18 protein-coding genes are annotated in these 25,762 nt (G+C 52.0%); 12 read left to right on the top strand and 6 right to left on the bottom strand.

Annotated features, from left to right (window positions below):
• Window positions 1-339 precede the first annotated feature (339 nt).
• Genes AB1L42_RS08750 through AB1L42_RS08740 form a run of 3 tightly spaced genes read right to left on the bottom strand, consistent with a single transcriptional unit; the run spans window position 340 to window position 6,240 of the window.
• Window positions 340-3,414 carry an efflux RND transporter permease subunit gene (locus tag AB1L42_RS08750; RefSeq protein WP_367054817.1) on the bottom strand — a complete coding sequence of 1,025 codons (3,075 nt, stop codon included), beginning with the start codon at window positions 3,412-3,414 and terminating at the stop codon, window positions 340-342.
• Window positions 3,415-3,461: 47 nt separating this feature from the next.
• On the bottom strand, window positions 3,462-4,694 hold the full coding sequence (locus AB1L42_RS08745) for an efflux RND transporter periplasmic adaptor subunit (RefSeq protein WP_367053413.1): 1,233 nt from the start codon (window positions 4,692-4,694) through the stop codon (window positions 3,462-3,464).
• Window positions 4,687-6,240 (bottom strand): efflux transporter outer membrane subunit, encoded by a 1,554-nt coding sequence (locus tag AB1L42_RS08740; protein WP_367053411.1) that lies wholly within the window; start codon window positions 6,238-6,240, stop codon window positions 4,687-4,689. Before AB1L42_RS08740 ends, AB1L42_RS08745 begins: the two co-directional genes overlap by 8 nt.
• Before the next feature lie 664 nt (window positions 6,241-6,904).
• On the opposite strand from AB1L42_RS08740, the gene AB1L42_RS08735 reads away from it, so the two are divergent.
• The 4 genes from AB1L42_RS08735 to AB1L42_RS08720 all read left to right on the top strand — a co-directional run bounded on the left by AB1L42_RS08735 (window position 6,905) and on the right by AB1L42_RS08720 (window position 11,651).
• Window positions 6,905-8,833 carry a DUF1592 domain-containing protein gene (locus tag AB1L42_RS08735; RefSeq protein ID WP_367053408.1) on the top strand — a complete coding sequence of 643 codons (1,929 nt, stop codon included), beginning with the start codon at window positions 6,905-6,907 and terminating at the stop codon, window positions 8,831-8,833.
• Complete coding sequence (locus AB1L42_RS08730) at window positions 8,833-10,218, top strand: DUF1552 domain-containing protein (RefSeq protein WP_367053405.1); 1,386 nt, start codon at window positions 8,833-8,835, stop codon at window positions 10,216-10,218. Before AB1L42_RS08735 ends, AB1L42_RS08730 begins: the two co-directional genes overlap by 1 nt.
• Before the next feature lie 265 nt (window positions 10,219-10,483).
• Window positions 10,484-11,059: a hypothetical protein gene (locus AB1L42_RS08725; protein WP_367053403.1), complete on the top strand. Its 576-nt coding sequence runs from the start codon at window positions 10,484-10,486 to the stop codon at window positions 11,057-11,059.
• Between the two features lie 274 nt (window positions 11,060-11,333).
• The gene (locus AB1L42_RS08720) at window positions 11,334-11,651 is read left to right on the top strand and encodes a hypothetical protein (RefSeq protein WP_367053400.1); all 318 of its coding nucleotides are present in this window, start codon (window positions 11,334-11,336) and stop codon (window positions 11,649-11,651) included.
• Window positions 11,652-11,988: 337 nt separating this feature from the next.
• On the opposite strand, the gene AB1L42_RS08715 is transcribed toward AB1L42_RS08720, so the two are convergent.
• The 3 genes from AB1L42_RS08715 to AB1L42_RS08705 form a co-directional block, all read right to left on the bottom strand.
• Entirely contained in the window at window positions 11,989-12,396 is a 408-nt protein-coding gene (locus AB1L42_RS08715) for a hypothetical protein (protein ID WP_367053397.1), read from the bottom strand.
• A 116-nt stretch (window positions 12,397-12,512) separates the two neighbouring features.
• Window positions 12,513-12,710 carry a hypothetical protein gene (locus tag AB1L42_RS08710; protein ID WP_367053395.1) on the bottom strand — a complete coding sequence of 66 codons (198 nt, stop codon included), beginning with the start codon at window positions 12,708-12,710 and terminating at the stop codon, window positions 12,513-12,515.
• A 430-nt stretch (window positions 12,711-13,140) separates the two neighbouring features.
• A complete protein-coding gene (locus tag AB1L42_RS08705) occupies window positions 13,141-14,424 on the bottom strand; it encodes a flavohemoglobin expression-modulating QEGLA motif protein (RefSeq protein ID WP_367053393.1) in 1,284 nt (427 codons plus the stop codon).
• A gap of 751 nt (window positions 14,425-15,175) precedes the next feature.
• On the opposite strand from AB1L42_RS08705, the gene AB1L42_RS08700 reads away from it, so the two are divergent.
• The 8 genes from AB1L42_RS08700 to AB1L42_RS08665 all read left to right on the top strand — a co-directional run bounded on the left by AB1L42_RS08700 (window position 15,176) and on the right by AB1L42_RS08665 (window position 25,263).
• Window positions 15,176-16,360, top strand: a complete 1,185-nt coding sequence (locus AB1L42_RS08700) for an efflux RND transporter periplasmic adaptor subunit (RefSeq protein WP_367053391.1) — start codon at window positions 15,176-15,178, stop codon at window positions 16,358-16,360.
• A 4-nt stretch (window positions 16,361-16,364) separates the two neighbouring features.
• Window positions 16,365-19,430, top strand: coding sequence for an efflux RND transporter permease subunit (locus tag AB1L42_RS08695; RefSeq protein ID WP_367053389.1), 3,066 nt, complete (start codon window positions 16,365-16,367; stop codon window positions 19,428-19,430).
• 649 nt (window positions 19,431-20,079) lie between these two features.
• Window positions 20,080-21,477 (top strand): 3' terminal RNA ribose 2'-O-methyltransferase Hen1, encoded by a 1,398-nt coding sequence (locus AB1L42_RS08690; RefSeq protein ID WP_367053387.1) that lies wholly within the window; start codon window positions 20,080-20,082, stop codon window positions 21,475-21,477.
• Window positions 21,470-22,414 carry a nucleotidyltransferase domain-containing protein gene (locus AB1L42_RS08685; protein ID WP_367053384.1) on the top strand — a complete coding sequence of 315 codons (945 nt, stop codon included), beginning with the start codon at window positions 21,470-21,472 and terminating at the stop codon, window positions 22,412-22,414. Before AB1L42_RS08690 ends, AB1L42_RS08685 begins: the two co-directional genes overlap by 8 nt.
• Window positions 22,414-23,046 (top strand): hypothetical protein, encoded by a 633-nt coding sequence (locus AB1L42_RS08680; RefSeq protein ID WP_367053382.1) that lies wholly within the window; start codon window positions 22,414-22,416, stop codon window positions 23,044-23,046. The genes AB1L42_RS08685 and AB1L42_RS08680 overlap by 1 nt, the downstream gene beginning before the upstream one ends.
• Complete coding sequence (locus AB1L42_RS08675; RefSeq protein WP_367053380.1) at window positions 23,043-24,095, top strand: nucleotidyl transferase AbiEii/AbiGii toxin family protein; 1,053 nt, start codon at window positions 23,043-23,045, stop codon at window positions 24,093-24,095. The genes AB1L42_RS08680 and AB1L42_RS08675 overlap by 4 nt, the downstream gene beginning before the upstream one ends.
• Window positions 24,095-24,493 carry a hypothetical protein gene (locus tag AB1L42_RS08670; protein WP_367053378.1) on the top strand — a complete coding sequence of 133 codons (399 nt, stop codon included), beginning with the start codon at window positions 24,095-24,097 and terminating at the stop codon, window positions 24,491-24,493. The genes AB1L42_RS08675 and AB1L42_RS08670 overlap by 1 nt, the downstream gene beginning before the upstream one ends.
• A complete protein-coding gene (locus AB1L42_RS08665) occupies window positions 24,490-25,263 on the top strand; it encodes a nucleotidyltransferase domain-containing protein (RefSeq protein WP_367053376.1) in 774 nt (257 codons plus the stop codon). The genes AB1L42_RS08670 and AB1L42_RS08665 overlap by 4 nt, the downstream gene beginning before the upstream one ends.
• Window positions 25,264-25,762: the final 499 nt, after the last annotated feature.

Raw genomic sequence — 25,762 nt, 5'->3', positions numbered from 1 at the left:
CACTCTACGGGATCTTAATCCTGGGAGGCATCATCGGCTTCGTCGAAACCCTGATCCTGGTATCGATCCCGCTGACTGGACATTGCTCTGACAACTTTCACTCAGGAAATTCCCTCGTGTAGGTCGGCGGTGGTTTGTATCCGGGCGGAGGCGGATGTTGCTCGATTGCCTGGATTGGCGATCAAGCGAACGCGGAAGTCACGCCTCAAAAATAGCGACGGCAGCCTTTCGAAGGCTGTTAGAACATTCTTAATCGATTTGCACTGACTCACGCGAGCAAACTCAGCTTTGTAAAAAGTGAGACCACGCAAGCAAGTAGATTGAAGAGAGCAAAGTGCTTTAGTTCGACTGAACAGTCTCTGAGAGAGATTTTCTGAACTGATCGATGTCTTCCAGAATGAGGTACAAGCAGGGAACGAGTACGAGAATAATCGCGGTCGAAAAGAGGATTCCAAAACCGAGCGAAATCGCCATCGGGATAATGTACTGTGCCTGAAGCGACTTCTCGAAAATGAGCGGAATGAGTCCCCCGAAAGTTGTAGCTGTCGTCAACAGAATCGGTCGGAATCGTCGAATTCCAGCTTGTGAAATCGCGTCGAATGCGGACTGTGTTTTTCGCTGTCGATTCGCATAATCGATCATGATCAGCGAGTCATTGATCACCACTCCGGACAACGCAATCACCCCCATCAAACTCACGAGTGAGAGGTCATAACCGAGCATAATATGCCCGGCAATCGCTCCGACAATTCCGAACGGAATCGCAATCAGCACGATGAGTGGTTGGATGTATCCTCGAAACGCAATGGCGAGAAGTGCATAGACAACAGCAATGGCAAGGCTGAATGAACCCCACAACGAGGCGGTCGCTTCGCGCATTTCAGCGTCGCTCCCCTCGAAGCTCCAAGTGAGGCCGGGGTAGTTCTCACGAAGTTCCGGAAGCACTTCGTTTTGCAACGCACTGATGACCTGCACGATCGCCCGCTTGGGTTCGACGTCCATCGAAACATTGACGACTCGTCGACCATCGCGACGGTTGATCGATGAGAACGCTTCCGTTTTCTCCACGTCGGCCACATCGAGAAGCGGAACCTCCACTCCTCCGGGCGTCCGCACTACCAGATCCTCCAGATGATGAACATCTTCACGTTCATTCTCCGGGAGTTTGACTCGAACTTCGATTTCGTTTGTTCCTCGGAGAAGCCGAAGTGCGAGTGACCCGAAGAAGGCCCCACGAAGTTGATTCCCGAGTTCTTCGTCGGTCAGTCCGAGCGCACGACCTTCCGGTCGCAGTCGAAAATCGAATTGCGACTTCCCTTTGTTGTAGTTGTCACTCACGTCGCGTGTGTTCGAGAATCGTTCAACGCGTTCGACGAATGCTTTGGCTGCCAGTCCGAGAACGTCGACATCGTTGTGACTTAAGTCGACGCTAATATCCTGACGTGCTCCGCCTGGACCACTTTCAGCTTCGAAGGTCACTTGCGTGACACCGGGTAGATCACCGATCGAATCTCGCCAGAGTTCAATCACTTCATCGGCGGTCATGTCCCGCTGATCTGGCGGCTTAAGGACGATTTCAACATCGATGAAATTCTGCCCCCGCACGTTGGTTTTAATTCCCTCTGCGACTTCGTGCAGGTTGTGTTCTTCGAACATACGCTGGCTGGCTTGTGTAACCACCTCAGCAATTCTGGCAGCTTGGTCACGAGTCGTCCCGACGGGCATTCGAATCCCAGCTTCGATTTCATCCGCAGAGACCGCAGGCATGAGGATCAAACCCATATGCGCACTGGCGGCGTAAGCACTGACCACTAAAAAGATGGAGAGCGCCAGACATGCAGTGACGTAGCGATACTTCATACACAGCAGGAGAATCGGGCGATAGATAATGTCGACGAGCCGAGTGAACCCGTTGCTGAAGGCCTGTTGTCGCCCATGCAGCCATGCGCCGATCCCGGTCGAATGCTGTTCTCCACTTCGAGCGTGAGCAAGGTGAGCAGGAAGAATAAACAGCGACTCGATCAGCGAAAGACAGAGGACCACAATCACGACAATCGGAAGCGGTCCCCAGAATTTCCCTGTCTCACCGGGAATAAAGATCAGCGGGACGAACGCCACAATGTTCGTCAGAATGCTGAAAACAACAGGTCCCGCGACTTCCTGCGTGCCCTGAATCGTGGCGGCGAGTGAACTCTCCTTCTCCTGTCTCATTTCATAAACGTTCTCACCAACGACAACGGCATCGTCGACCACGATCCCCAAAACGATGAGAAAGCCGAATAAGGAGATCATGTTGATACTGACTCCGACGAGCGGAAGCAGCATGATTCCCCCAACGAAAGAGACGACCATCCCCATCATGACCCAGAAGGCGAGTCGAAACTCGAGAAACAAAGCGAGGATAACCAGCACGATTACCACCGCCATCACAGCGTTTTCGAGCACGAGTTCCAGTCGTCGACGAAACTCTTCCGCGTTGTTGCGATCAATTCGCCATTGGACACCCGGTGGGAGCGCGCTCTCGAATTGTTCCATCGTCTCTTCGACGGCATTCGCAATGTCGATCGGAGACTGATTTCCGACGCGGTAGACTTCCAGTTCAATCGAAGGAGTTTGACTGAACTGTGAGTGAAACCCAATTTCTTCGAACCCGTCTCGGATCTCGGCGATGTCACCGAGCGTGACAATTTGCCCGTCGTTGGCAGCGACGATTTCGATCTGAGCGAATTCATCCGCCCATTGTTTCCGGGCTTTGACACGCAGCAGGATCTCACCCGACGTCGTCTGAACCGTTCCGGCCGCGATGTCCTGACTCGACGTCCGGATGATGCGTGCCACATCGGGAAGTGTCAGTCCGTATTGTCTGAGCCGCTGTCGCGGAATTTCAATATGAGTGACGTATTCGGGGGCTCGCCCCAGTTCCACCTGAGTGATTTCTTCGTGGACCTGCAATTGATCCCTGAGTTGCTCAGCAAGCTTACGGAGTGTCCAGACATCGACGGAGCCATACAGCCCGATCTGCATCACTTCCTGCTGACGAGATTGCAGCCGAACTTCCGGTTGCTCAATGTCGTCGGGAAACGTCTGAATTCGATTGACAGCCTGATCGATGTCTTGAAAGACCTTCATGCGATTCTGGCCTGCGACGAGTTCGATCAAAACTTCGCCACGACCTTCTCTCGCTTCGCTGACAATTTCGCGAACACCTTCAACGCCGCGAACAGCTTCTTCAATCGGTTGTAGAATGCCTTGCTCGACTTCCGCAGGAGCAGCACCCGGATAGCCAACCGTGATTTCAACGATGTCCAACTGAAACTGCGGGAAGACTTCCTTTTGGATCGCAAAGGCCGACCAGATTCCTCCACCGAGCAGGATCACCATCAGCAGATTGGCAGCGATCGAATTGCTGGCCATCCATGCAATTGCGCCGCCTTGCAGTTTTTGATCGTCCTGATCGGTCTTCAATTCGTTGCCTCCTCAGACAACTCTTCTGTGAATCCGGAGAATTCATCGACCTTGCGAAGGTCAATTCCTTCAGCAACCGTTGCCAGCGTTGTGATGACAACCTGTTCACCGTCTGAAAGGCCTGACTGAACGTACGCGAATTCCGCGTCTCGGAACACTATCACTGCTTTGCGAATTTCCAGTTTGTCGTTCTTCATGACCCAAATCGTGTCCCCCTCGTGAACGTAATCACGTTTCAGGCGGACGACGTCGTTAATGGGCCGACATTCAATTTGAGTTTCGATGAGACTCTCGAGAATAAGTGGGGGAGCATCCATGTTTAATGCAAGCGGATCTGCAACTGTAATTAAGACACGAGCCAATCGGGTTTGCTGGTCGAGTGTTCCAATCAGTCGCGAAACCGTTCCTGTGCGACTCGTTCCTGGCAGCCAGGAATCTCGATTCCGAAGAGTGACCCGTGAGCCTTCTCCATCTGTTTCCGGAAACTGAACCCATTGCAGACTTCGAATCGGGACAGAAGCAAAGATCCAGTATTCTTCAACACCAACAAGTTGAGCGAGTTCATCACCCGTTGCCACTTGCGATCCAACGTTCACGGAACAATCCACGATGTGAGCGTCGAACGGAGCGATGATGCTCGTTCTCTCAAGATTCAGACGCGCTCGCTCCACAGCGGCTTCGGCTGCACTGACCTGTGCTTCGATCGATGCGATTTGCGGCTCACGAAGAACAAGTGCCCGATTTGCTTCTCCGATGGTGCCTTCAAGAAGTGCAAGCTCTTTCTTTGCCAGAGTCTGTCGACCCTGCTCGATCTCGAGCTCCGCCTTCGCCTGCAACAATTCACTTTCATTGATCGACAATGCATTCAAAAAATCGACTCGGTCGATTCGCAGGAGTTCTTCACCCTTCTTAACCATTCCTCCCGGAACAAAGCTCCGAGCAACATCAGTGATTTGGCCACTGATTCGCGGGCTGAGGACAATCGACTGAGCAGGGCGGACCGTTCCTAATACATCAAGACGCGGCGAGTAATCTCCTCGCTTCACCGAAACGGTCTGGACGAGTGCTGCAGACTTACGAGTCGCTTCAATCTGTTGGGCTGTCGGTTCGGTCTGATTGATAATCACGATCGCCGCAGCGGATGCTCCGAGGATCGCAAGGCAAATGAAACCTGTGATTAAGACGCGGGCCCACAACCTTTTCGGTCGAATGGTTGCGACCTCATTCATGTGCGGGGCTCCCTGAAGGAATCTCTACGGGCAAAGGAATTTCTGGAGGTAACGGAACTTCGGATGGTATTGGGACTTCAATGGGTAGGGCTTCAACTGGTTCGAGAACTTCGATTGGGACCGGGATCTCTGTATACGAAGAAACTTCTACTGGCAGTTGAACGGGGCAAGGGTCGACACCTCCAGCGAGGGCGAGATACAAGGAGATACGATTTAAAATCAGTTCCAGACGAGAAGATAAAACTTCACGCTGCAATCGTTGTTCTCCAGTAATCGCACTCAAAACATCTAGGTAGTCAACCTCACCGATGAGGTATTGTTCACGAAGTTGAATCGACGACTGGTGTGCGAGTTCCAGTTGGTCATTAAGACGTTCAATTCTCTCCAGTTGATAATGTTCAAACGTCAGAGCGTCCTCAACTTCCTGGTAGGCAATGAGCACCGTTTGAGAGTACTCCGCTAGCCGTTGTTGTGCAATTGCATCTGTGCGATCCACTTCCGCTCGCCGTTCTCCGCCATCGAAGATGGGACCGATCAGTTGACCTCCCAACAGCAGAATCCAGTCGCGGAAAATCTGATCGGGATTGTCCGCAGCTGTCGTGAGCGTCCCAAACAAATTCAATCGCGGATATTGTGACGTAATCGCCGACGCAAGATCTTGATTTGCTGCCTGAATCAGGAAGAAGTCTCGACGAACATCCGGTCGTCGATTCAACAGCTCAGACGGAATTCCGGTCGAAGGCAGAGGAGGCAGGTCAGGGAGAACTGATCCCGTCTCATAATAGAGCAACTGAGGAGGCAGCCCCTGCAGCACGGCGAGCAAGTGTTCGAGAACTTCAATTCGTGCTCGGACAACAACAGCCTGTTCACGAGTCGACTGAACAAGTTGCCGCTGACGCAACAGGTCGGCACTTCGAATCTGTCCAAGCTCAAACCGTGCTTCCTGTAGCTCAGCTCCGGTTTGATTGGTTTCAATCTGTTCGTCAAGCAGTTCCAGCTGAGCACGTGCCTCGATGAGCGAATAATAAGTCGACGCGATTTCGGCGGACAAAGTCAAAGCGATCAAGTAATAATCTTCCTGAGTCGCGGTGGCTCGAAAATTCTGAGCTTCCACGCGTGACTCAATCTGTCCCCACAAATCGACCTGATAGGAGACGTCAACGCCGAAGGCATAGTTCGAACGGTTAGGTCCATCGGTCAAGATCGTCGAGTTCATTTCACTGAACCCGTCCACATCCGGCCAGAGATCCGAAGCTTCACGACGAGTCAGAGCCCGAGCTGCGCGAAGCCTCTCGAAAGCCGCCACCAGCGTGTAGTTCTTCTGCATCGCCTGCTGAATTTGCCCATTCAGTTCCACATCCTGAAAGGCTGTCCACCAGAGATCCGGAACCGGTACGTCTCCGCTGTACGAGAATGGCGGATCATACTGATGGGAATCAACCACCGCGGCATCACGGTAGGCGCAACCACCCTGTGCCAACTGAAGCACGACCAACAGCAGTGCGCAGCTTCCGTGTCTCGTCCAGATTGTGTGGTGAGAGGCCATAGCCCGGCAATCTATTCGTCGTGATCAATTGCCTCAATCGCAGTCCATTCCCACGCCTATTCACCGGCAAGAATTGACGTTTTGGAAGCCAAATTTCGCCAGAAGTTCTCAACATTTGAAGCAATTTCAAACTCAGCAAAAATCGAGAGAAAACCCTCAAGTTAAGAGCCACAGATTTTGACCTAGTTGGTCGGTCAATTTACTGACAGAGACGGGAAGGAACCCATCGACCCCCGCGACTCGCACGCACACTCGGCATGCGATGCAATCACGTGAGTTGCGAAACCGGTCACAAGTTCCTCCCGGTCCGACAATCGGAACGTTGATACCGCAATTGTGTTTCGATTCTGAAAACTTGCTTTGCGAAGCGATGACTGTCGTATAGACTCGAATTTATGAATCCACCTCATCAGGTGCCGTTCATCCCACCAGAAGTTCCCACCCGAGAGAATACCAATCATCGTCGGTTTGACCGCTCGATGAGCTGATGCGATATCACGCCTGGAGTCAACACCTTCGAGTGTTTGGTTTTGAGTTCAACCACTGAACGCAAAACAGCGAGAAACCCAAAGCGATGCATTTCGACTTTGCAAGACTCTCGCAGTGATCGCATGTTGAGACAGTGAGGAGTAGTTGATTGAGTTGTCTCGCAAAGAACACAGAAGTGTCTCTCTTCAAACACTTCGCATGGTGTGTCGCTGCACTGTGCTGTTCGGTGTGCTTGCCTCTGACACCACACGCAAACGCTGACGAAGACCACAGCGAGCAAAAAGCGGCAGCGAAAAAGTCGTTCGAAGATGACGTCGCGCCGTTTATCAAACGCTATTGCCTCGATTGCCATCAAAATCGAAGACCCACCGAAGCCGGAGTGAATTTCTCTCCAGCACTTCCGAAACCGGAAGACGCAGCCTTCCATGAGCAATGGAAGAAAGCGATCGCTCGAGTCCGTGCTCACGACATGCCGCCCGACTACGCGGATCGCCTTCCTAAAGACGAAGACCGCGAAGCCTTTCTCAAGGGCGTGGCTCAAATTAAGTATCTGAGCCCGCGAGATCCGGGACTCTTCATCATCCGACGACTCACGAAAGTCGAATACAGCAACACGCTCCGCGACTTGTTCGGAGTGAATCCAGAGGTCGCAAACGACCTCCCTGACGAAGTCAGCGGAGCAGGCTATCTCAATTCGCTGTCACCTCTGCAGATTGAACAGTACCTCGCAATCGCAGAAAAAGTTCTCAACGAAGTTTTTCCCAACGGTGAGTCTCCATCAAGTGAGCAGCAGCTGACTCTCTTCGGAACAACTCTTTCCGAAGAAACAAAACTCTCCAATGCCGACATCCGTGAGAGTGCCCGTACCCTCGCCAGAAAAGCTTTCCGTCGACCGCCGACAAGTGAAGAAGTCGACACCCTCACACAGGTCTTCGAACTCGGACGTGAGAACGATCTTTCGGACACCGAAGCCCTTCGCCTGATGGTCAAAGCTGTCCTCGTCTCGCCTCAGTTTCTGTTCATCACACCCGCGACTGACGTTGAGCCAACCGAACAGATCGTCCCCCTCGACGACTATCAACTCGCCTCTCGCTTATCGTTTCTGGTGTGGGCATCGATGCCAGACGATGAACTCATGGAACTGGCCGATCAGGGAAAACTCCGCGAACCCTCCGTTCTCAAGTCCCAAGTGAAACGCCTTCTGATCGATCCACGGTCGCGTGCGCTGTTTGATGGGTTCGGAGCTCAGTGGCTCGGGCTGGATCGACTCGAAAATCAGGTCTTCGACCCGAAAGTCTTTCCGGAGATGACCAACGAAATGAAACTGGCGATGTACGACGAAGCTCGACTCTTCTTCGAGAGCATTGTTCGCGAAAATCAAAGCGTCGTGAGATTCATCGATGCTGACTACACCTACCTCAATCCGACTCTCGCGTCAGTTTACGGACTGGACGACCAAGTCACCGGAAGCGAAATGCAACGAGTTCAACTGTCGAACTCTCGTCGCGGCGGAATTTTGGGAATGCCCGGTGTCCTCGCGGTGACCTCATTTCCCAATCGCACAAGCCCCGTCAAACGCGGGGTCTGGGTTCTCGAACAAGTCCTCGGAGATCACGTTCCGGCTGCCCCGCCCGATGTTCCCGCTCTCGAAAGCCAGGATCAACAATCGGTCGCGAACCTAAACCTTCGCGAAAGAACAGAATTACACCGAACTGATCCTGTGTGTGCAAATTGCCACAAGTTGCTCGATCCAATTGGATTCGGTCTGGAGAACTATGATGCCATCGGAAGATGGAGAGACCAGGACGACCAAGGAGACGCCATCGACGCTGCTGGTGAACTTCCTGATGGACGAAAGTTCTCGAACCCGACCGAACTGAAAGCCATGATCGCCAGCCGCGTCGACGAACTCGCGCGAAATCTGGTCGAGAAACTGCTCGCTTACGGTTTGTGTCGAAGCCTCGAAGGCTACGACGAAATCGTGGTCGACGGTCTCATGCAAGAGATCGCCGACGATGATTATCGCATGCAAACTCTCATCACCGCTGTCGTCACCAGCTACCCCTTCACCCATCGACGAGTTCAAGAAGATCGGAGCAAATAATGAGTCATCACACACTGATCAATCGTCGCACCTGTCTGAAAGGTCTGGGAGCTTCTCTCAGCTTGCCACTGTTGGACGTGATGGGATGGGCAGACACCGTCGGCGGAAAAGCAAAGCCATCGCCAACCCGACTTGCATTCATGTATATGCCCCACGGGGTCATCATGGATCAGTTCTGGCCAGCCACTGCGGAAAGCTTCCTCACTTCTCCTCCGCCTGCCCTGAAGTCGCTGGAACCAGTGCTCAACAAATGCCTGATGATGAAAGGCATCGCTGGCGTCGGAACGGGCCCATTCAACGGGGCTCCGCACGCGCTGGAACTTTCGACATGGCTGACAGCGACGCTCCCCAACTCCGACAAACGAAACGAAATCAACATCGCGATTTCAGCCGACCAAATCGCCGCCAATTATGTCGGTGCTTTTACGCCGTTGCCGTCACTGGAATTGGCAACCATGCCTCAAACCTGGAAAGAAAATCAGGCTGGACTCAACGAAGCCTATTACTCGCATTGCAGCTATCGCTCTCCCACGCAAGCTGTCCCCGCTGAAATTAACCCGCGAAACGTGCTGAACCGATTGTTTAACACGAAAGACTCAAGCGGGAAGAATTCCCCACTGGGAACACCGCTCGACCGAAGCATGCTCGACCTGGTCCTCGGCGGTGCCCGAGAACTCCGACGGACATTACCAACTCCCGACCAGCAAAAACTCGATGAGTACCTCGACAGCGTCCGGTCGGTCGAACGCCGCATCGCAGCCATCGAGCTTCGCCAGAAAGAAGCAGCACTCGAAAAGGCCGGCCACGGTTCAAAAAACAATAAGTCCGCCGATTCGCCTCCCATCGATATTAAAATCCCCGAGGGAGACAAACGAAGCGAATATATGCAGGTCATGTGTGACCTCACCGTGCTGGCATTTCAAACAGACACAACACGCATCAGCTCGTATATCGGTTCAACTCCCAATGGAGTCTCGTATCCCGAACTCGGATTCAACGACCAACACCACTCACAGACACATCACCGCAACCAACCGGAAAAAGTCGAGAAGGTTGCAAAGATCACCGAATTCAACATCGAGCAATTCGCCTACATGGTCAAGAAGATGGACTCCCTGCAGGAAGGCGATGGAACCCTACTCGATCACAGCATCATGATGTGGGGCTCCGGCCTCGAAGACGGTGACACGCACACTCGTGCCAACCTCCCCTTCATCCTCGCCGGCGGCGGAAACGGCTCACTCAAAACCGGCCAATTCCTCCCCGACATCAAAGGCAACCAGGGCGACCTGCTCACCACTCTCCTCACCTGCATCGGAGTCCCCATCGACCGCCCCGTCGGAATCGCCACCAAACAACTCAAAGAAATCACGACCGTTCTCTAAATGCAGAGGAAGCCTGTTTCTGCAATGGAGTTCGGGCTGTTAAGCGATAGCATCTCAGCCTTTGTGGGATATACTTGCACCGGTGGCCAACGTTCACCACGTACTCGATCACCTTCGAAGCGAGAAAACATCTAATATCCTTCGCACAGCGATCAACGATTTCACAATCGCATCTACCACACTCCTTGGCCCCTTCTACGAAACACACTCCGGCTTTCACACTTCCTGTCCCCAATCACCTGAGTTCTTCAAGAGAGACTTGAACATGGTCCCTGAAGAAATGGAAAGACAAGAAAGCCTACTCTTTGAGAACATTCTCAGGATTGTCGAATCCCGAGAAAAGTCCTGGAACAGAATACAAATTGAGGAATACCACCGAAAGTTGATCCACCTTCACAGCGATCGCCTTAGGTTGTTGAGGGCAATCCTTGCTACGACTCGCGAAACTCCCAATCCGGAACGCGACCAGTGCACTTATTCCGCTATCGCTGGTGCCTACTTACAGATCTCACAAAGCAAAGCGGCTTTAGCTGAATACGAGGATGCGATTGCAAACTGCCGAAAGGGACTAAGCTACGAACCTGATCGTTGGGAACTGCACGAACAATTATTAGAACTGCTGACCGAACATAGGTCTGAAGAAGAAGTACTCGAAGCACTTGAGGCAATGCCGCCTAACCTCTCGACCAGTCGTGAGTACCGACTTGGCCAACTCATTGCATCGACAATAAATCGACTTCAAGAACCCAAGAGTCTGTCAAAACTGAAGAGCGAAGCTGTCGCCTGCTTGGAAAGCAAGCCTCACTGGGTAAATATCCCTCAAATCAATGAGTCACCCTGAAGGGGTCTTTGACTTCAGCGGATGAAGGGCTGGCCGCGGCACAGAAAGCGTCCAGACTCCTTTCAACTTCGAAATCATCGAGCATCGAATACAGCCTTGCCGAATTCAGCTTACTCAATTCTCTAAAACTGCTATCGATCGTCCCGACACACTGGTTTAAGATTAGAATTCTGTTTCTGCAGCGAGCGCAGGAAACTCTGCGCGTCACTCCGGAAGACTTTTCGCACCGCTTCGAACGCACAAGCCAACGAAACCAGTAGCGGGCTTCACGACCATGAATGATTCTCTTGGCGACAATCGTCATCATTCGTCCGAACGTGGACCTGCTTACTCGGCAACATACCCGCTCATCCTCAAGTTCACTGGATTCTGCTACTTTTTCTGTGGAACAGTCACTCTTGGAGGTGTTTTTGCTGCAGTTGTGATTGGCCACCCACTTTCGCGCCACTGGTATTTCATCGGCCCCATGCTGGGAATCTTATTCTTTACTCTTGCATATTGCCAACTGGTACTCCGGACGCGAGTTCTATCTCACAATGAGGTGAAACCGCATGGCAGCGACGAATATGAAACTCATCTGACGAGGGAATGAGCAACCCAGGATTCAGTGAGAATTGTGTCGAGCACGTGTGCCATGCGCTCGACCGGGTGGGCATGGTAAGAATTCATTATCCCACTGGCGTAATCACGACCTTCTCGCCGTCGCGATCGTAGAAGACCTTCATCGGCCGCTAAAGGATCTGTCGCACCGGGTGGAAACTGAACCATTTGAAGCAAGGGGAATGTTGCTCGCCCCACACAGCGGGCTGTTTGTCGATGTCACTGCCCGCCGCTCATTCTTTGATCGCGTGCTGCCTCAGCCGAATTCACCCTTCCCGGTTTAATGGAAAGAATTGATCTGCGATATGCTACGCTCTTCATTCATCAAGTCATCCCGACGCCTCTGCTCCGGAATCGTTGGGCCGGTAGTACTTCACATTGTCACGCCAAATCCCAATGGAGAGGATGCAATAAGAAGCGGCGATGGCAACGACAATCGAACAATCGAAGATGTGGGCTGGGGTGAACTCCGAATTCCCCGGCAGAATCTCAAAAACGACGAAATACCAACTTATCAGTGCAACCGTAAACGTCGAAGCCACGCACGTTGCAAGCACGCTTCGCGACCGCCAATCATCATAAAACGTTAGCATAATGCCGACCGTCACTAATAAAGTCGCGATTGGACCAACTCGCTGATCAATATACGTAAACACTGCGCCAGCCACGCATGACGTCAGCCCCGCCAAACTCATGCAGGTATTCGCGATCATGTACGGAGACGTCTTTTTGTCCATTTATCGCTCAAGGCTGGAGAACCAGAGAATGTTCATCAGACAGTGAGCGATCCACACACTCAAGACACAACTGACGATAAAGTAAGCTCCCCTCTCATAACGTGCTGATACGGCGGTCAGACGCAACTGAGAATCGCGACAACCGCGATCACAGCCAACCCACACCATCTCAAAACTTCGACCGGAAACGTCTTCGGAAACACAGTCCCGACCCCACCGACAAGTTGCCCCACAACAGTCACAACGATGACTGAGCACAGAGAAACATAGAACGCGAGCCGGCTTGTAATCACCAACGGTTTGCGACTCTCCATGCTCATCACCCATTTCGCAATTTATGCACGAACCATCCCCACCGAGCGAACCGAACAGATCGCTTGTCCTCCCACATCGCCTATTCGATGGGACTGCATGCCGTGAAAGTGTCCCGATGAAGTATTCTACGGCATAGACCAGACCGACGAAAGCTTGTCTATCAGCATGACCTCGTTCGATGTCCACACCCAAACTAAACGTGCTCTTAATTACCGAGGTATGGCAAGCGGAAGACGACATGCCAACAGCACCAGACAAAACTGCAGCAGGTCCTGGAACTGAACAGATGTCAGCAAACGATGAGGTACAAGACCGCTAAGAAAGGCCGAAGCAAGATTAATACCTTCCTGGCAACATCTGTTTTCCCTATTTCCATTGGCCTGGATTCATCCGTCATCCAATCATCCCATATACGCAGCCGAGGTGATTTCAATCCTCGCCACTGAAGTCGCTTCGTCTGGTTGCATCGACGAAGCTGTCCAGACTGACTGCTGACAGGTTGACGTTCATCATGAATGAAGAGTAGGCCAGCGATGCAGCTAAGCGGCTTGTATCTCGCGCCCAGGGTGGAACATACTTCGGCGGGTCGAGGAATCCGTTGTCGAAGTAGGGCTGTAAACTGATTGCGTCACCTGTTGCGAGTCGTCCGGCGAAGAGCCATTGAATCACCTGCGGTTGATTATCGCGGATCGCAACGTTCATCAAAACATGGACTTCCATGAGGCCTTTCAAGTATGCGCTGTCTTTTGTGAAGGCGACGTCGCCTCGGACGTCCCCACCACGGAAGATGCGTTGAGCTGACTTAAAGGCTTCACGCTCAGTCTGTCCTCCCTCCAAAAACATCTTGAAGCAGTCGATGAAGTCGGCACCATTGATGACTTGATCGAGCGATTTCACCCGAAGGGCAAGGCGTCGGAGTCGATTGATATCGATTGACCTTGTGACGAGTTCCGCAAAGACCGCGATTCCTTCCTGAGTGCGAGTCGTCCGAGGAGCGGAGAGACTCAAACACTTCATAGACGTTTGCCTTTTGCCATTAATTGCCGTCGCAGAATGAACAAGAGCTTCATGATGGTAAAGCTGGTCGAAATCAAGTTCGGAAAACAGAGCTGACCCGCGAATGCGGATGCGCGAAGTGCCTGCTATGGCTTTCGATGACAACTCATCGTCCACAACAATGCTGACTTTATCGTCTGTAAAATAGTCGTCGACAGCTTTCTGAAGTCGCTCGGCGAACAGAGGCGCAGCGACATTCGCCTCTGCAGATGAGAGATGCTGGGCTTTCAGGAGGTGATCCGTCTTCTCCAGCAAGAACGTTGCCGCATCGAGTCCGGTGAACGTTTGGGTCTGGTAGAGATCATCAGGTCGACCGTAGAGATTGATCGACCGTTCTGTGAACTGAGCAGTCCCCGCTGCCATCAGCATTCGAGCAGCTTCTGCATAACTCCAAGCGGTCGAACGCAAGAATTGCACAAGCGGGTCGTCGCCTTCACAGCGAGAAATGAAGTCATCAAGCGATACAACCAAATCACGCCAATCAGGGACCTGAAGTTCGACTTGTGGCAATTCGGGCCGGCCGGCATTCCATTGGTCAAGAAAGCTCTCCTCCACGTAGTCGGGCCAATTGAGATATTTCAGCACATTGACTGGCTTGACGAGCTGCAAGAGCTCGGCATCCAGTGAAATCAGTTTTTGTCTAAAACCAGGATCCATGAATCGCATCCCAATTGTTGCTTCACTGTTTTAATAGATCAGATGTCAAAGCGTCTTTGTCAACCGCGAACTTTAGAATGACCGAATGCTTCTGGGTTGTTGCCTTTCCCGTTGCGCTTCGTGCTGCAATTCGATTCCGTGTCGAAGACGTGGAGACCCGCTTGCTCTCAAATGAGAGAACTAACTTGCCATCGATTTTCATACCAGATTGATTCGCAATTCGTCCAGAGTTCGGAGAACCTGTTGGAGCGATCGCCCCAGTCTCCAGCGAGCCGAAAACGGTTCAGCCAAGCGACTCTCAACAGAAACAAACGGTCACGAGTCTGTCTCTAGCCACGGATTCCCTGTGTCATTAGAATCACCTGCGTCGAGTTCAATTGGCGAGTTTTTGAGCCAGACAGCACGGGTTGAAAAACCTCGCTCGGAGTGACGGAGATTGCAACAACTGGACCTGATCCGTAAGAGCACTGTTTTAGATAACAACGAACGATCACAGATTGTTCACCATCATTTAATCTATAGTAAATGACAAGCTGCACAAGAGAGATAAGGTTTAACCCTTCAGATGGGTGAGACGAAATCGAGATTCGTCGATGAACGACAGGTAACAATTATGACACACCACGCTCTGCGGCGATGCGGCGAAAAGGCGGATCCAGAGAAGCACTCGCCATGTTTCTCTCTGCGTCCAGTAGTCACCACATTGATTTTAAGCCTGTTCCTAAGCGCTGGTTGCAAGGAACAGAAACAGGTGGTGGAAACGATTCGTCCTGTCCGAGCTATGAAACTCGGCGATCTGACAGGCGTTAAAGGACGGCAGTTTCCTGGGCGAGCTGCCGCTCGAGATGAGGTCGATCTATCATTTCAGGTTTCTGGCCCGCTCATTTCCTTTCCCGTCGAAGTCGGAGACACGGTGAGGAAGGGGGACGTCATCGCGGTGATCGATCCTCGTGATTTTCAGGTCGCCCTGGCGAGTGCCCAAGGGAATCTGGAGAGGGCTCGAGCCAACTTATCTGCGATGGAAACCGGTGCTCGTCCTGAGGAAATCGAGCAACTTAAATCGGCAGTCGCAGAGGCAGAAGCAACGCACCAACAAGCAGTGCTCGAATTTGATCGCGAGAAGCGATTGATGGAGCGTCAAGCGACGACTCAGCAGGACTATGAAATTGCTGAAGCAAGAGCTGCACGGACGGAAGCGCAGCTGGCCACTGCGAAAGAGTCATTGAACATTGGAATGAAAGGAGCCAGGCCGGAAGACCTGGAAGCTAAGCGATCTGAGATTCGCGCGCTCGAGGCAGCTGTCAGTGCGGCTCAGAATCAACTCGACGATTCCGTTCTTCATTCACCATTCGGTGGAGAGATCGCCGCGACATATGTCGAGAATTTTCAAACCGTTCAAACAGAGCAGCCAATCGTGCGGCTTTTGGATCTTTCTAGAATCGAAATCACCATCCAGATTCCAGAAAGCGTGATCCCATTAGTCCCGCTAGTCAAACAGGTCAGCTGTCACTTTGATGCCTTTGCAGACCGGGAGTTTGTCGGTCATGTCACAAAAATCGGAAGCGAAGCATCTCAAACAACGCGGACTTTCCCGGTCACTGTAGAGATCGATCAACCGGAGGATGTGCGGATTCTTCCAGGCATGGCTGCGACGGTACAGAACAAGCCGGAAGAGGGAGAGAAGGCCGACGAAGGTGCAATCATTGTTCCTCCTGCTGCGATATTTGCGGCGGAAACAGGACAAGAGAACTTCGTCTGGATCGTTCCGGAAGGGGGAGGAGAAGTCACTCGACGTGAAATTCAAGTCGGAGAATTAACTCCGTTCGGGCTCACTGTTGTGGAAGGACTGGAACGCGGCGAATGGGTGATCACTTCCGGTGTCAACTCACTTCGTGAGAGTCAGAAAGTCACGATTCTCAACGAAGGAGGGAAGTGAACCGATGAATCTCACCTCAATGGCGATCGACAATCGGGCGATCACCTATTTCGCGATTTTTCTAATCGTGGTGGGTGGTATCTTTTGTTACTTCCAGCTGGGGCAGTTGGAAGACCCTGAGTTCTCTGTAAAAACTGCCGTCATCACAACGACTTATCCCGGCGCGAGCGCAGAACAAGTCGAACTGGAAGTAACTGATCGAATTGAAACAAAGCTGCAGGAGATGGTGGAGTTAAAAAACGTCTACTCCAATTCTCGGGCTGGCTTGTCGATTATAAAAGTCGACATTAAAAGTAATTACTGGTCAGATCGGCTCCCACAGGTCTGGGACAATCTCAGGAAGAAAGTCCAAGACATCGAACCGACGCTGCCTCCCGGTGCCGGGAAGCCGAAGGTCGGAGACGACTTCGGTTACGTGTTCGGTTTTCTCCTAGCTGTCAGCAGTGACGGATACAGCTACGCGGAGCTTGAACGCTATGTCAAAGATATGCGTAAAGAGCTGAGTGTCGTCCCCGGCGTCGCTCGAGTGGACCTGTGGGGAGCACAAGACAAGCGAGTCTACATTGAAGTTTCAAACGCTCAATTAGCCGCTCTGGGTTTGACGCCTAACCAGGTGATGCAAACGCTTCAGACACAGAATCTGGTCGTTGATGCAGGCGGAGTGGACCTGGATACTCAAAGACTCCGCGTCGCTCCGACAGGAGAATTTCACACGCCTGAGGATATTGGAAATCTCGCGATCACCAGCGTGATCGAAGGTCGAAACGAAATCGTGCGAATCCGAGATTTCGCCACGGTTTCTTTCGGTTACGTCGAACCTCCAAGTTCGATGCTGCGACACAATGGCCGGCAGGCGATTGCAATGGCACTTGCTCCGGGTGCTGGAGAGAATATCGTCACCGTCGGACAAAGAATCGATCAGCGAATTTCCGAGTTGGTCGCCGAACTTCCGGTGGGCATTAATGTCGAGAGAATCTCATGGCAGTCGGATCAGGTGAGCGAGTCGATTCGCGCGTTTATGATCAGTCTTCTCGAAGCCGTCGCCATTGTGCTCGCGTTGCTGGCGATCACAATGGGGGTACGTGCCGGAATTATTATCGGGATTAGCGGTCTCGTCTTTCCGATCCTCGGAACGTTCATCGTCATGGCGATTTTCGGAATCGATCTGCATCGAATTTCCCTCGGGGCTTTGATCATCGCGATGGGAATGATGGTCGATAACGCCATTGTCGTCACCGATGGAATCATGATTCGGATCGCTCAGGGAATGGACCGCAGAAAAGCAGCGATTGAAGCAGCTTCTGGTCCAGCATGGCCGCTGCTGGGAGCGACTGTGGTTGCCTGCATGGCGTTTTATCCTATCTTCGCCTCCAGCTACGACACCGGAGAATATGCGGGAAGCCTGTTCACAGTCGTTGCCATTTCGTTGGTTCTCAGTTGGGTCTTTTGCGTCACCATCGCACCGATCATGTGCATGGCGATGTTGCCAGCCCCTAAACCGGGTCAGGCTGAAGACTCCCCCTACCAAGGGAAACTTTATCAGCGTTTTCGAAGCTTGCTGAGTTGGACGATTCGCTACCGAATCCTCTTTTTAGGATGCATGGTCGGCCTGCTGGCAGTCTCTTTCGTCAGCTTTCGTTTCGTCCCAAAGCTCTACTTTCCAGACTCCAGTCGCTTACAGGTGATGATCGATTACTGGGCTCCGCAAGGAACCCGAATTCAGCAGACAAGTGCCGATCTTGAGAAGATCGAGCAGTTCCTGCTGAAACACCCAGCGACGACATCGACAAGTGCCTTCGTTGGAAAAGGTCCGCCCCGGTTTTACCTCCCGGTGAGTGCAGAAGATCCTTACTCCTCATACGCTCAGATTATCGTCAACACAAATTCGCTCGACGGCGTCAATCAGCTTGTCGCGGAGACCGATGCTTGGGTCCGCGCGAACGTCCCGGAAGCGATGGTTCGCGTGAGAAAGTATGCCGTCGGCGCGTTCGACGATTGGAAGATCGAAGCACGATTCAGTGGGCCAGCGAACGCTGATCCTGAGATCTTAAGAAATCTCGCCGAACAAGGTGCCAACATTCTTCGTGAGTCTCCGGATGCCAAAGAAGTGCGTGTAAACTGGAGAGAACGAACTCGAGCAGTCATTCCCGAATTCAGCGATGAGCGCGCCCGGTGGGCAGGAGTATCCAGAGAAGATCTCGCCCGGGCAATGAAACGATCATCCGATGGAATTGTTGTCGGACAATTCCGCGAAGGGGACGATCTCATTCCGATCGTGGCTCGAAACATCGAGAAAGAGCGAGTCCAAGCGGCAGCTGCAATTGATGAATTACAAGTCACTTCGCATCTCTCCTCTCACTCCATCCCCGTCTTACAGGTGATCGATGGAATTCGACTTCCCTGGGAAGATCCAATCATCTGGCGTTGGGATCGCAGGCGATCGATCACAGTTCAGTGTTCCCCCAACGACGTCACAGCCCCAACTCTTCGTAACTCCGTTTTAGAAAAATTTGAAGCGATCGAACTGCCGCCGGGATATCGACTCGATTGGGACGGTGAATACTGGAGCGCAAAGCAATCTCAAGACGCGCTCGTCCCAGGCATCGTGCCTGCACTGGTTGTGATGCTGTTCATTCTCGTGGCACTGTTTAACGCTTTTCGACCGATGCTGATCTGCATGATGGTGATCCCCTTTGTCATGATCGGAATCACCAGCGGTTTGTTAATGACACAGACCCCCTTCGGATTTATCGCCCTGCTCGGAGCGATGAGCCTTTCAGGCATGATGATCAAGAATGTTGTTGTGCTACTGGATGAAGTGAATTCCAACCTCTCGAAAGGACTCACTCCATACAACGCCGTCGTCGAAGCAGCAGTCTCTCGTTTGAACCCGGTCGTCAACGCCGCCGGAACAACGGTGCTGGGAGTGCTTCCAATGCTTCAGGACGTTTTCTGGGTCGCGCTGGCAGTCACAATCTTCTTCGGCCTGATCGCCGGAACACTCCTCACCATGGTGATGGTCCCCACACTCTACAGCCTCCTCTACCGCATCCGCCCAGAATCGACTTGAGGAATTTGGTAGAGTGAGGGACTACTGCCTACACGAAAGTAGCTTGGAGATCGGTCATCAACTCGATGAAGAACCGATCGAGATTCTACGGATAAAGTTCCTATGCAATCACTCGTCGGTGCCTGGATTCGATCGAACGTCAAATACCAGCGTGCCCTCAGGACGGCACTCGACCAGTCAGCAGTACAAATTCATTTGGTCGCCAGTGAACGCGCAGTTCGATCCAATCGAAGAGTTTCAGTGTCAGGATTTCGATTCCTCAATCTCTTCTTCAAGAGTGATTCTGTAAATGCGGAACGCCAACTAACGATTCTGAATCGCGAAAACTGAAATCGTTCAGCTGTGCACTTCAAGAACTCTAAGACAAATCTGCTCCACGTCCATCACAACAGATCTGCACATACCGTATTGAACGTGTAGTTGCCTCACTGAACGACATGTCCGAAAGCTTTACGTGAAGGCATCTATTGAGGTCCTTCCTCGGCGACACATCGTTTCAAGCAAGCGGCATCTTTGGCGGCGACCTGAAAACTTGCTGTGAAGTGCGAGCCATTGACGTCGATTGAGTGTCCCAGGATGGTGATAACAGGGTTCGACACAGATAATCAGAACTCGCTTCCCAGCCAGTGACATCAAGTAAGATGTGCTCATGCTCCTGACGATTTCCACGAAACACAAACCGGCCAGCGACCTTGGGTACTTACTGCACAAGCATCCAGATCGCTTTCAGAGTTTTCATCTCAGCTTCGGGCAGGCCCACGTCTTCTATCCCGAAGCCACGGAAGACCGCTGCACGGCGTGTTTAATGCTCGATGTCGACCCGATCGGCATGGTTCGCGGAAAGAATCGGAACGCGAGCTTCTTGCTCGGCCACTACGTGAATGACCGGCCGTATGTCGCTTCATCCTTCATGAGTGTGGCAATTGCACAAGTCTTCGGCACAGCGATGGGCGGTCGCTGCAAAGATCGACCGGAACTCGTCACAACTGAGATCCCATTGACTGCTCGTCTGGATGTCCTACCCGTCCGGGGTGGTGAGGGATTCCTTCATCGCATGTTTGAACCTCTGGGCTATGCAGTTGAAGCTGTGCGGCATCCGCTTGACGAACAGTTCCCCGAGTGGGGCGAGAGTCCTTACTACTCAGCCACAATACAAGGGACGAAGACACTCTCCGAACTGCTCACGCACTTGTACGTACTGATTCCCGTGTTTGACAACGAGAAGCACTACTTCGTCGGTGAAGATGAACTGGAGAAGTTGCTGACTAAGGGGGGCGGTTGGTTGGCTACTCACCCGGAAAAGGAACACATAACGCGTCGTTACCTTAAACATCGGTCCATTCTTTATCGAGAGGCGCTCGCCCGGCTGATCGATGATGAGGGCGACGGGATATCGAATGAGCTGGCAGCAAAGGAGCAGCAGGAAGAAACACTCGAGAAGACGTTGAGCCTCAACGATCAACGCCATGGTGCGGTCACGACAGCGCTCCGAGCAAGTGGTGCCAAGTCTGTGCTCGACCTAGGCTGTGGCGAAGGGAAACTCCTTCGTGTACTCCTTGAGGATCGTCAATTCGAAAAAATTGTAGGCATGGATGTGTCGGTGCAATCCCTGGAGCGTGCAGTGAGAAGGCTTGGTTATGAACGACTTCCAGATCGACAAGTCGAGCGGATAGAGTTAATTCATGGCTCACTGATCTACCGAGATAAACGACTGGAAGGCTTTGACGCGGCAGCGGTGGTCGAAGTCATCGAACATCTTGACCCACCGAGACTGTCTGCCTTTGAGCGAGTTTTGTTCGAGTTCGCCCGGCCTCAGACAATCGTTCTGACAACTCCAAATCAAGAATACAACGTCATGTGGGAAACACTGCCAGCTGGCCAATTCCGGCACTCCGATCATCGGTTCGAGTGGACGCGTCAGGAGTTCCAAGACTGGGCCCATCGAGTTAGTGAACAGAACGGTTACTCGGTTCGTTTCCTTCCGGTCGGACCGGAAGACGAGGAAGCCGGATCGCCGACACAAATGGGAGTTTTCGAGCGTGGCTAAACGAGTTCACATCCATCCCAACTTGATATTCTCAGTCGGCACGCAGGTTGTCGCACTGAAGGAAATCGTTGGCCAGAACGGTCGCACGCTGCATCCTCGCGGTTCGGTCGGTGTTGTGGTCAAAGCACCAAGAGACCTTGAACACTCTTACAGAGTCCGGTTTCCCGATGGCATCGAAGAGGCTCTCAAAACTAGCGAATTGACCCTGCTGGCCAAGTTTAAGGAAGGTGAGATCGGTGACAGCAATCTCACAGCAGGCAGCAGCGATCTGTTCGAGCGGGTAATCTTTCAATGCATTATTGGCTCGCAGGCATACGGCTTGGCGGACGACCAGTCGGACATCGACCGACGTGGATTCTACTTGCCGCCTGCTGAACTGCACTGGTCGCTTTATGGTGTTCCGGAACAACTCGAATGCGAGCCAACACAGGAAGCCTACTGGGAGATCCAAAAGTTCCTGACACTCGCGTTGAAAGCGAACCCAAACGTGCTGGAGTGCCTCTACTCTCCATTGATAGAGAAAACAACACCGTTGACCGACGAATTGCTGGCGAACAGAGAGATTTTTTTGTCTCGACTCGTCTACCAGACGTACAACGGCTATGTCATGTCACAGTTCAAGAAGATGCAGGCAGACATCCGCAATCAGGGCCAAGTGAAGTGGAAACACGTCATGCATTTGATTCGGTTACTCATTTCTGGGATCAAAGTGCTGCGAGATGGGTTTGTGTCTGTCCAGATAGATGAACACCGCGACCAACTCCTGGCAATCAAAAGAGGCGAGGTACCTTGGGAGGAAACTGAGAAGTGGCGACTCGCCCTGCACTCAGACTTCGACAAAGCACTGAGCGGGACAAAGTTGCCGGAACGACCTAACTATGAAAGAGCGAATGCGTTTCTCATCAAAGCTCGGAGGGCTGCCGCTGGAGAGCTGTAATGAAACCTCAGACAAACTCACGTTTTGAAACTCATATGACATTGCTTCTTGACGCGAACAGCGACTCAACAAGAGCAAAGGACTGGGCAACAGCCCACGACTTCAAGTGGACACACATCGTCCTTGACAGTGGAAACACACCTTCGCAGCCAATGATTTCCTTTCGAGGGCAAGGAACTCTTGAAGCACAGCTCAAGCGGTCGCAATCTGTTGCTCTGCAGCTTGCGCAGAACAAATTCCAAGTTGCCCGAACCAAAATTGAACTGGAACTGCCCGTTGCAGAAACTCAGATCGAACTACCCCCGAACCGATCATTTCACAAACAATACTTTGAGCATCATTTCAAACTGCTGCTGCCACGAGAAACGGATTTCGATCAACTCTCCAGATTCGTGAAACGCAATGGAGGTCATCTCTCACTAAACGCTCGACGTCACCGCGATGACGGGATGCAAGAACGTTTTGTCACTCAGCGCGTGTACAAGGCTGAGCTATCGACAAGCTACAAACAATTCAATCAACTCATCGATGTGATTCATACTGAAGGAATCGAAATCGTTGAGTCTGAACATGAATTCGTACTTTATGACACCAACTTCGAACTCGACTCTGGATGGATGGAGAGAACGTGAAGTGGATACGGAAACTGCTTGAACGTGCAGTATTACGACCGACGTCAATCGTCCGCATAACAACTGCAGCGTCACGAACTTCTTCGAAGTCAAAGATCCCACAATCGACACCAAGCACTCTTGAAGCTGGAATCGCGAATTCGGGAACGTCTCGCCCAAAATACTTCGACCCCGCGTTGCGTCACTTCGTTGAAGGCTTTCGGGCTGGCGAACCGCAGTTCGCTTCGCCCGATGTTGAGAAGCTGTGGCAGACAAACCGTCTGAAGGTACTTCACCATATTCTTAAACTGATCAGCGAATCCGAATGTGCTGAGCATCTCGTTCTGCGTGGCAGCGTTTTGCTGCGCACCTGGTTCGGTGAACAGGCAAGGCAGCCAGGAGATCTGGACTGGGTCGTTACCCCGCAAAATTGGAGCATCAATCAACAGCCAGCCAGGAAATTAATTGAGGAACTTGTCGAGCTTCTGCGCGGATCGGTTGTGGACGATTCTTTACACATTCCGGACACACCGTTTGCAACTGACGAAATCTGGACATACGAAAAGGCTCCAGGGAGGCGAATTATCGTCCCGTGGAAGACTAGCGATCCACGTCTCAACGGAACGATTCAAATGGATTTCGTTTTCGGCGAGGCTATGCCATCGCAACCACAATTCACCGATGTCATTGTCGGTCCCTTCTCTCCTATTCCGTTGCGAACAGCGACTATCGAACAGTCATTGGCCTGGAAACTGCTCTGGTTGGCAACGGACTGCTTTGCCATGGGAAAAGATCTGTACGATGCCGTCTTGTTAGCAGAACATTCGAAGATCAGTGCCGATCTTTTAAAACGAACTTTCGAGGCCGATGAGACTCTGCACTACAGTCACTACAGAAACTTCACAGCTGAAGAGATCCAAAACTGGAGTGTCGAGTGGGACGATTTTGTCAAAGAGTATCCCACAATCCCGGGAACAGCTGTTGATTGGAAGCAACGTCTCCAAGCAGCACTCAAACCGCTCTTTCAGGAGATCGCAGAGTCTCAACTTAATAAGCAATATGAAACATAATGGCAAACATAAGTAAGAGGAGCATCACAACTCTATTCCGTCCAGTTGGACAAGCTGAACTCGACCTGATCGAGGCCGCTGATTGGAAACGATTTCCGCCTCGTTTGGAGTGGCAACCGATATTCTATCCAGTTCTGACCGAAGACTATGCCATTCGCATTTCCCGGGACTGGAACACGAAAGACCCGAACTCGCAGTACGTCGGCTATGTGCTTCGTTTCGACGTGATGAAGTTCTTTCTCGACCGCTACGAAATCCACGAAGCTGGCGGGAGAGAACTGAGAGAATACTGGATTCCTGCTGAACACCTCGATGAATTCAACGACAACATCGTTGGCACCATCTCAATCACTCATGAGTTCAGACCGACTGGTCAAGATCAGGAACCCAAATCATGACCATTGATCCACGACTTCAACAACAAGTGAACAACCATCCCTATCCACTGCTCTTCGCCACGATCAGCGGAGCGCACTTGTACGGCTTTCCGTCTCCTGACTCGGACTTTGATTTGCGGGGAGCCCACCTGCTCCCGCTCGAAGAAGTCGTAGGCCTGAATCCCAGCCTAGAGACGATCGAAAAGTCGGGCATCCATGATGGTTTGGAGATCGACCTCGTGACTCATGATGCCAAGAAGTTCTTCGAGATGATGCTTAAAAAGAATGGATACGTCCTTGAGCAGGTGCTTTCACCGCTCATCGTCCACACGACGCCGGAGCACGATGAACTCAAGGCCATTGCCACTGACTGCCTGACAAAACATCACGCCCACCACTACCTCGGCTTTGCAACCACTCAATGGAAGCTGTTCCAGAAGGAATGCCAACCCAATCATGCTGGTTTGCCGCGAGTGAAGCCGCTCTTATATGTCTATCGAGTTCTACTGACAGGAATTCACCTGATGAGAACGGACGAGGTAGAGGCGAACCTTATCCATCTGAACGAGACATTTAAGCTGCCGTACTTGCCTGACCTCATCGATCGAAAAGTTTCCGGGACGGAGAAAGTCACACTCGATCAGGCTGACATGTCGTTTCACTCTCAAGAATACGAGCGACTTCGTTCAGAGCTTGAAGAAGCTTTCGAGCAATGCACCCTTCCAGAACAACCGAGCGGCTCAGCGGCGCTCAATGACCTGCTGGTTCGGCTTCGCCTGGATGGAAAATAGACTGAAGACATGGATTTGATCGATTACGCGCCACAACCAGTACCGACAACCGAGCAACAGCGCGACGCCTTGCAGAAAGGTCTCGGACGAACATGGGCTTGGGCATCATCCAAATGCTTGTCAGATGAAATTGTGCTTGAAGCATGCCTCCACGACCAACGATTCGACCAGCAGTGCGAGAACTCTCGCAGCGAATGGCTTTGGAAGATAGTCCAGAGAATGGAAGCTACCGAACGGTTTCGCGCCCCGATACTGGAGGCTTTGACTCAATTAGATGATGAACAAAGCGTCAACCAACTCTGTGAGATCGCTTTTCACTACGCGAAAGAAGGCAACGATACTTTCCGTCGTCGACTTTATGAAATCGTTGAAACGAAACCGGTCGCAGACAGTTTGTGGCTCGGTGAGAAAGAGATCATTTCACTGGACGGAGAGCAAGCTTTCGAATTTGCTGCCCGAATACGCGGAGAGCGAATGACAACAACTGACTGGGAATGGG

Source organism: Thalassoglobus sp. JC818 (assembly GCF_040717535.1).
Taxonomy (GTDB): Bacteria; Planctomycetota; Planctomycetia; order Planctomycetales; family Planctomycetaceae; genus Thalassoglobus.
This window is presented reverse-complemented; position numbering and strand designations above follow the sequence as displayed.

Excerpts from the sequence above, each read along its gene's own strand:
- AB1L42_RS08725 (WP_367053403.1), top strand. The coding sequence starts at position 10,484 with ATGGTCCCTGAAGAAATGGAAAGACAAGAAAGCCTACTCTTTGAGAAC.
- AB1L42_RS08745 (WP_367053413.1), bottom strand. The coding sequence starts at position 4,694 with ATGAATGAGGTCGCAACCATTCGACCGAAAAGGTTGTGGGCCCGCGTC.
- AB1L42_RS08730 (WP_367053405.1), top strand. The coding sequence starts at position 8,833 with ATGAGTCATCACACACTGATCAATCGTCGCACCTGTCTGAAAGGTCTG.
- AB1L42_RS08715 (WP_367053397.1), bottom strand. The coding sequence starts at position 12,396 with ATGGACAAAAAGACGTCTCCGTACATGATCGCGAATACCTGCATGAGT.
- AB1L42_RS08710 (WP_367053395.1), bottom strand. The coding sequence starts at position 12,710 with ATGGAGAGTCGCAAACCGTTGGTGATTACAAGCCGGCTCGCGTTCTAT.
- AB1L42_RS08690 (WP_367053387.1), top strand. The coding sequence starts at position 20,080 with ATGCTCCTGACGATTTCCACGAAACACAAACCGGCCAGCGACCTTGGG.
- AB1L42_RS08665 (WP_367053376.1), top strand. The coding sequence starts at position 24,490 with ATGACCATTGATCCACGACTTCAACAACAAGTGAACAACCATCCCTAT.
- AB1L42_RS08705 (WP_367053393.1), bottom strand. The coding sequence starts at position 14,424 with ATGGATCCTGGTTTTAGACAAAAACTGATTTCACTGGATGCCGAGCTC.
- AB1L42_RS08695 (WP_367053389.1), top strand. The coding sequence starts at position 16,365 with ATGAATCTCACCTCAATGGCGATCGACAATCGGGCGATCACCTATTTC.
- AB1L42_RS08720 (WP_367053400.1), top strand. The coding sequence starts at position 11,334 with ATGAATGATTCTCTTGGCGACAATCGTCATCATTCGTCCGAACGTGGA.
- AB1L42_RS08670 (WP_367053378.1), top strand. The coding sequence starts at position 24,095 with ATGGCAAACATAAGTAAGAGGAGCATCACAACTCTATTCCGTCCAGTT.
- AB1L42_RS08740 (WP_367053411.1), bottom strand. The coding sequence starts at position 6,240 with ATGGCCTCTCACCACACAATCTGGACGAGACACGGAAGCTGCGCACTG.
- AB1L42_RS08750 (WP_367054817.1), bottom strand. The coding sequence starts at position 3,414 with ATGGCCAGCAATTCGATCGCTGCCAATCTGCTGATGGTGATCCTGCTC.
- AB1L42_RS08680 (WP_367053382.1), top strand. The coding sequence starts at position 22,414 with ATGAAACCTCAGACAAACTCACGTTTTGAAACTCATATGACATTGCTT.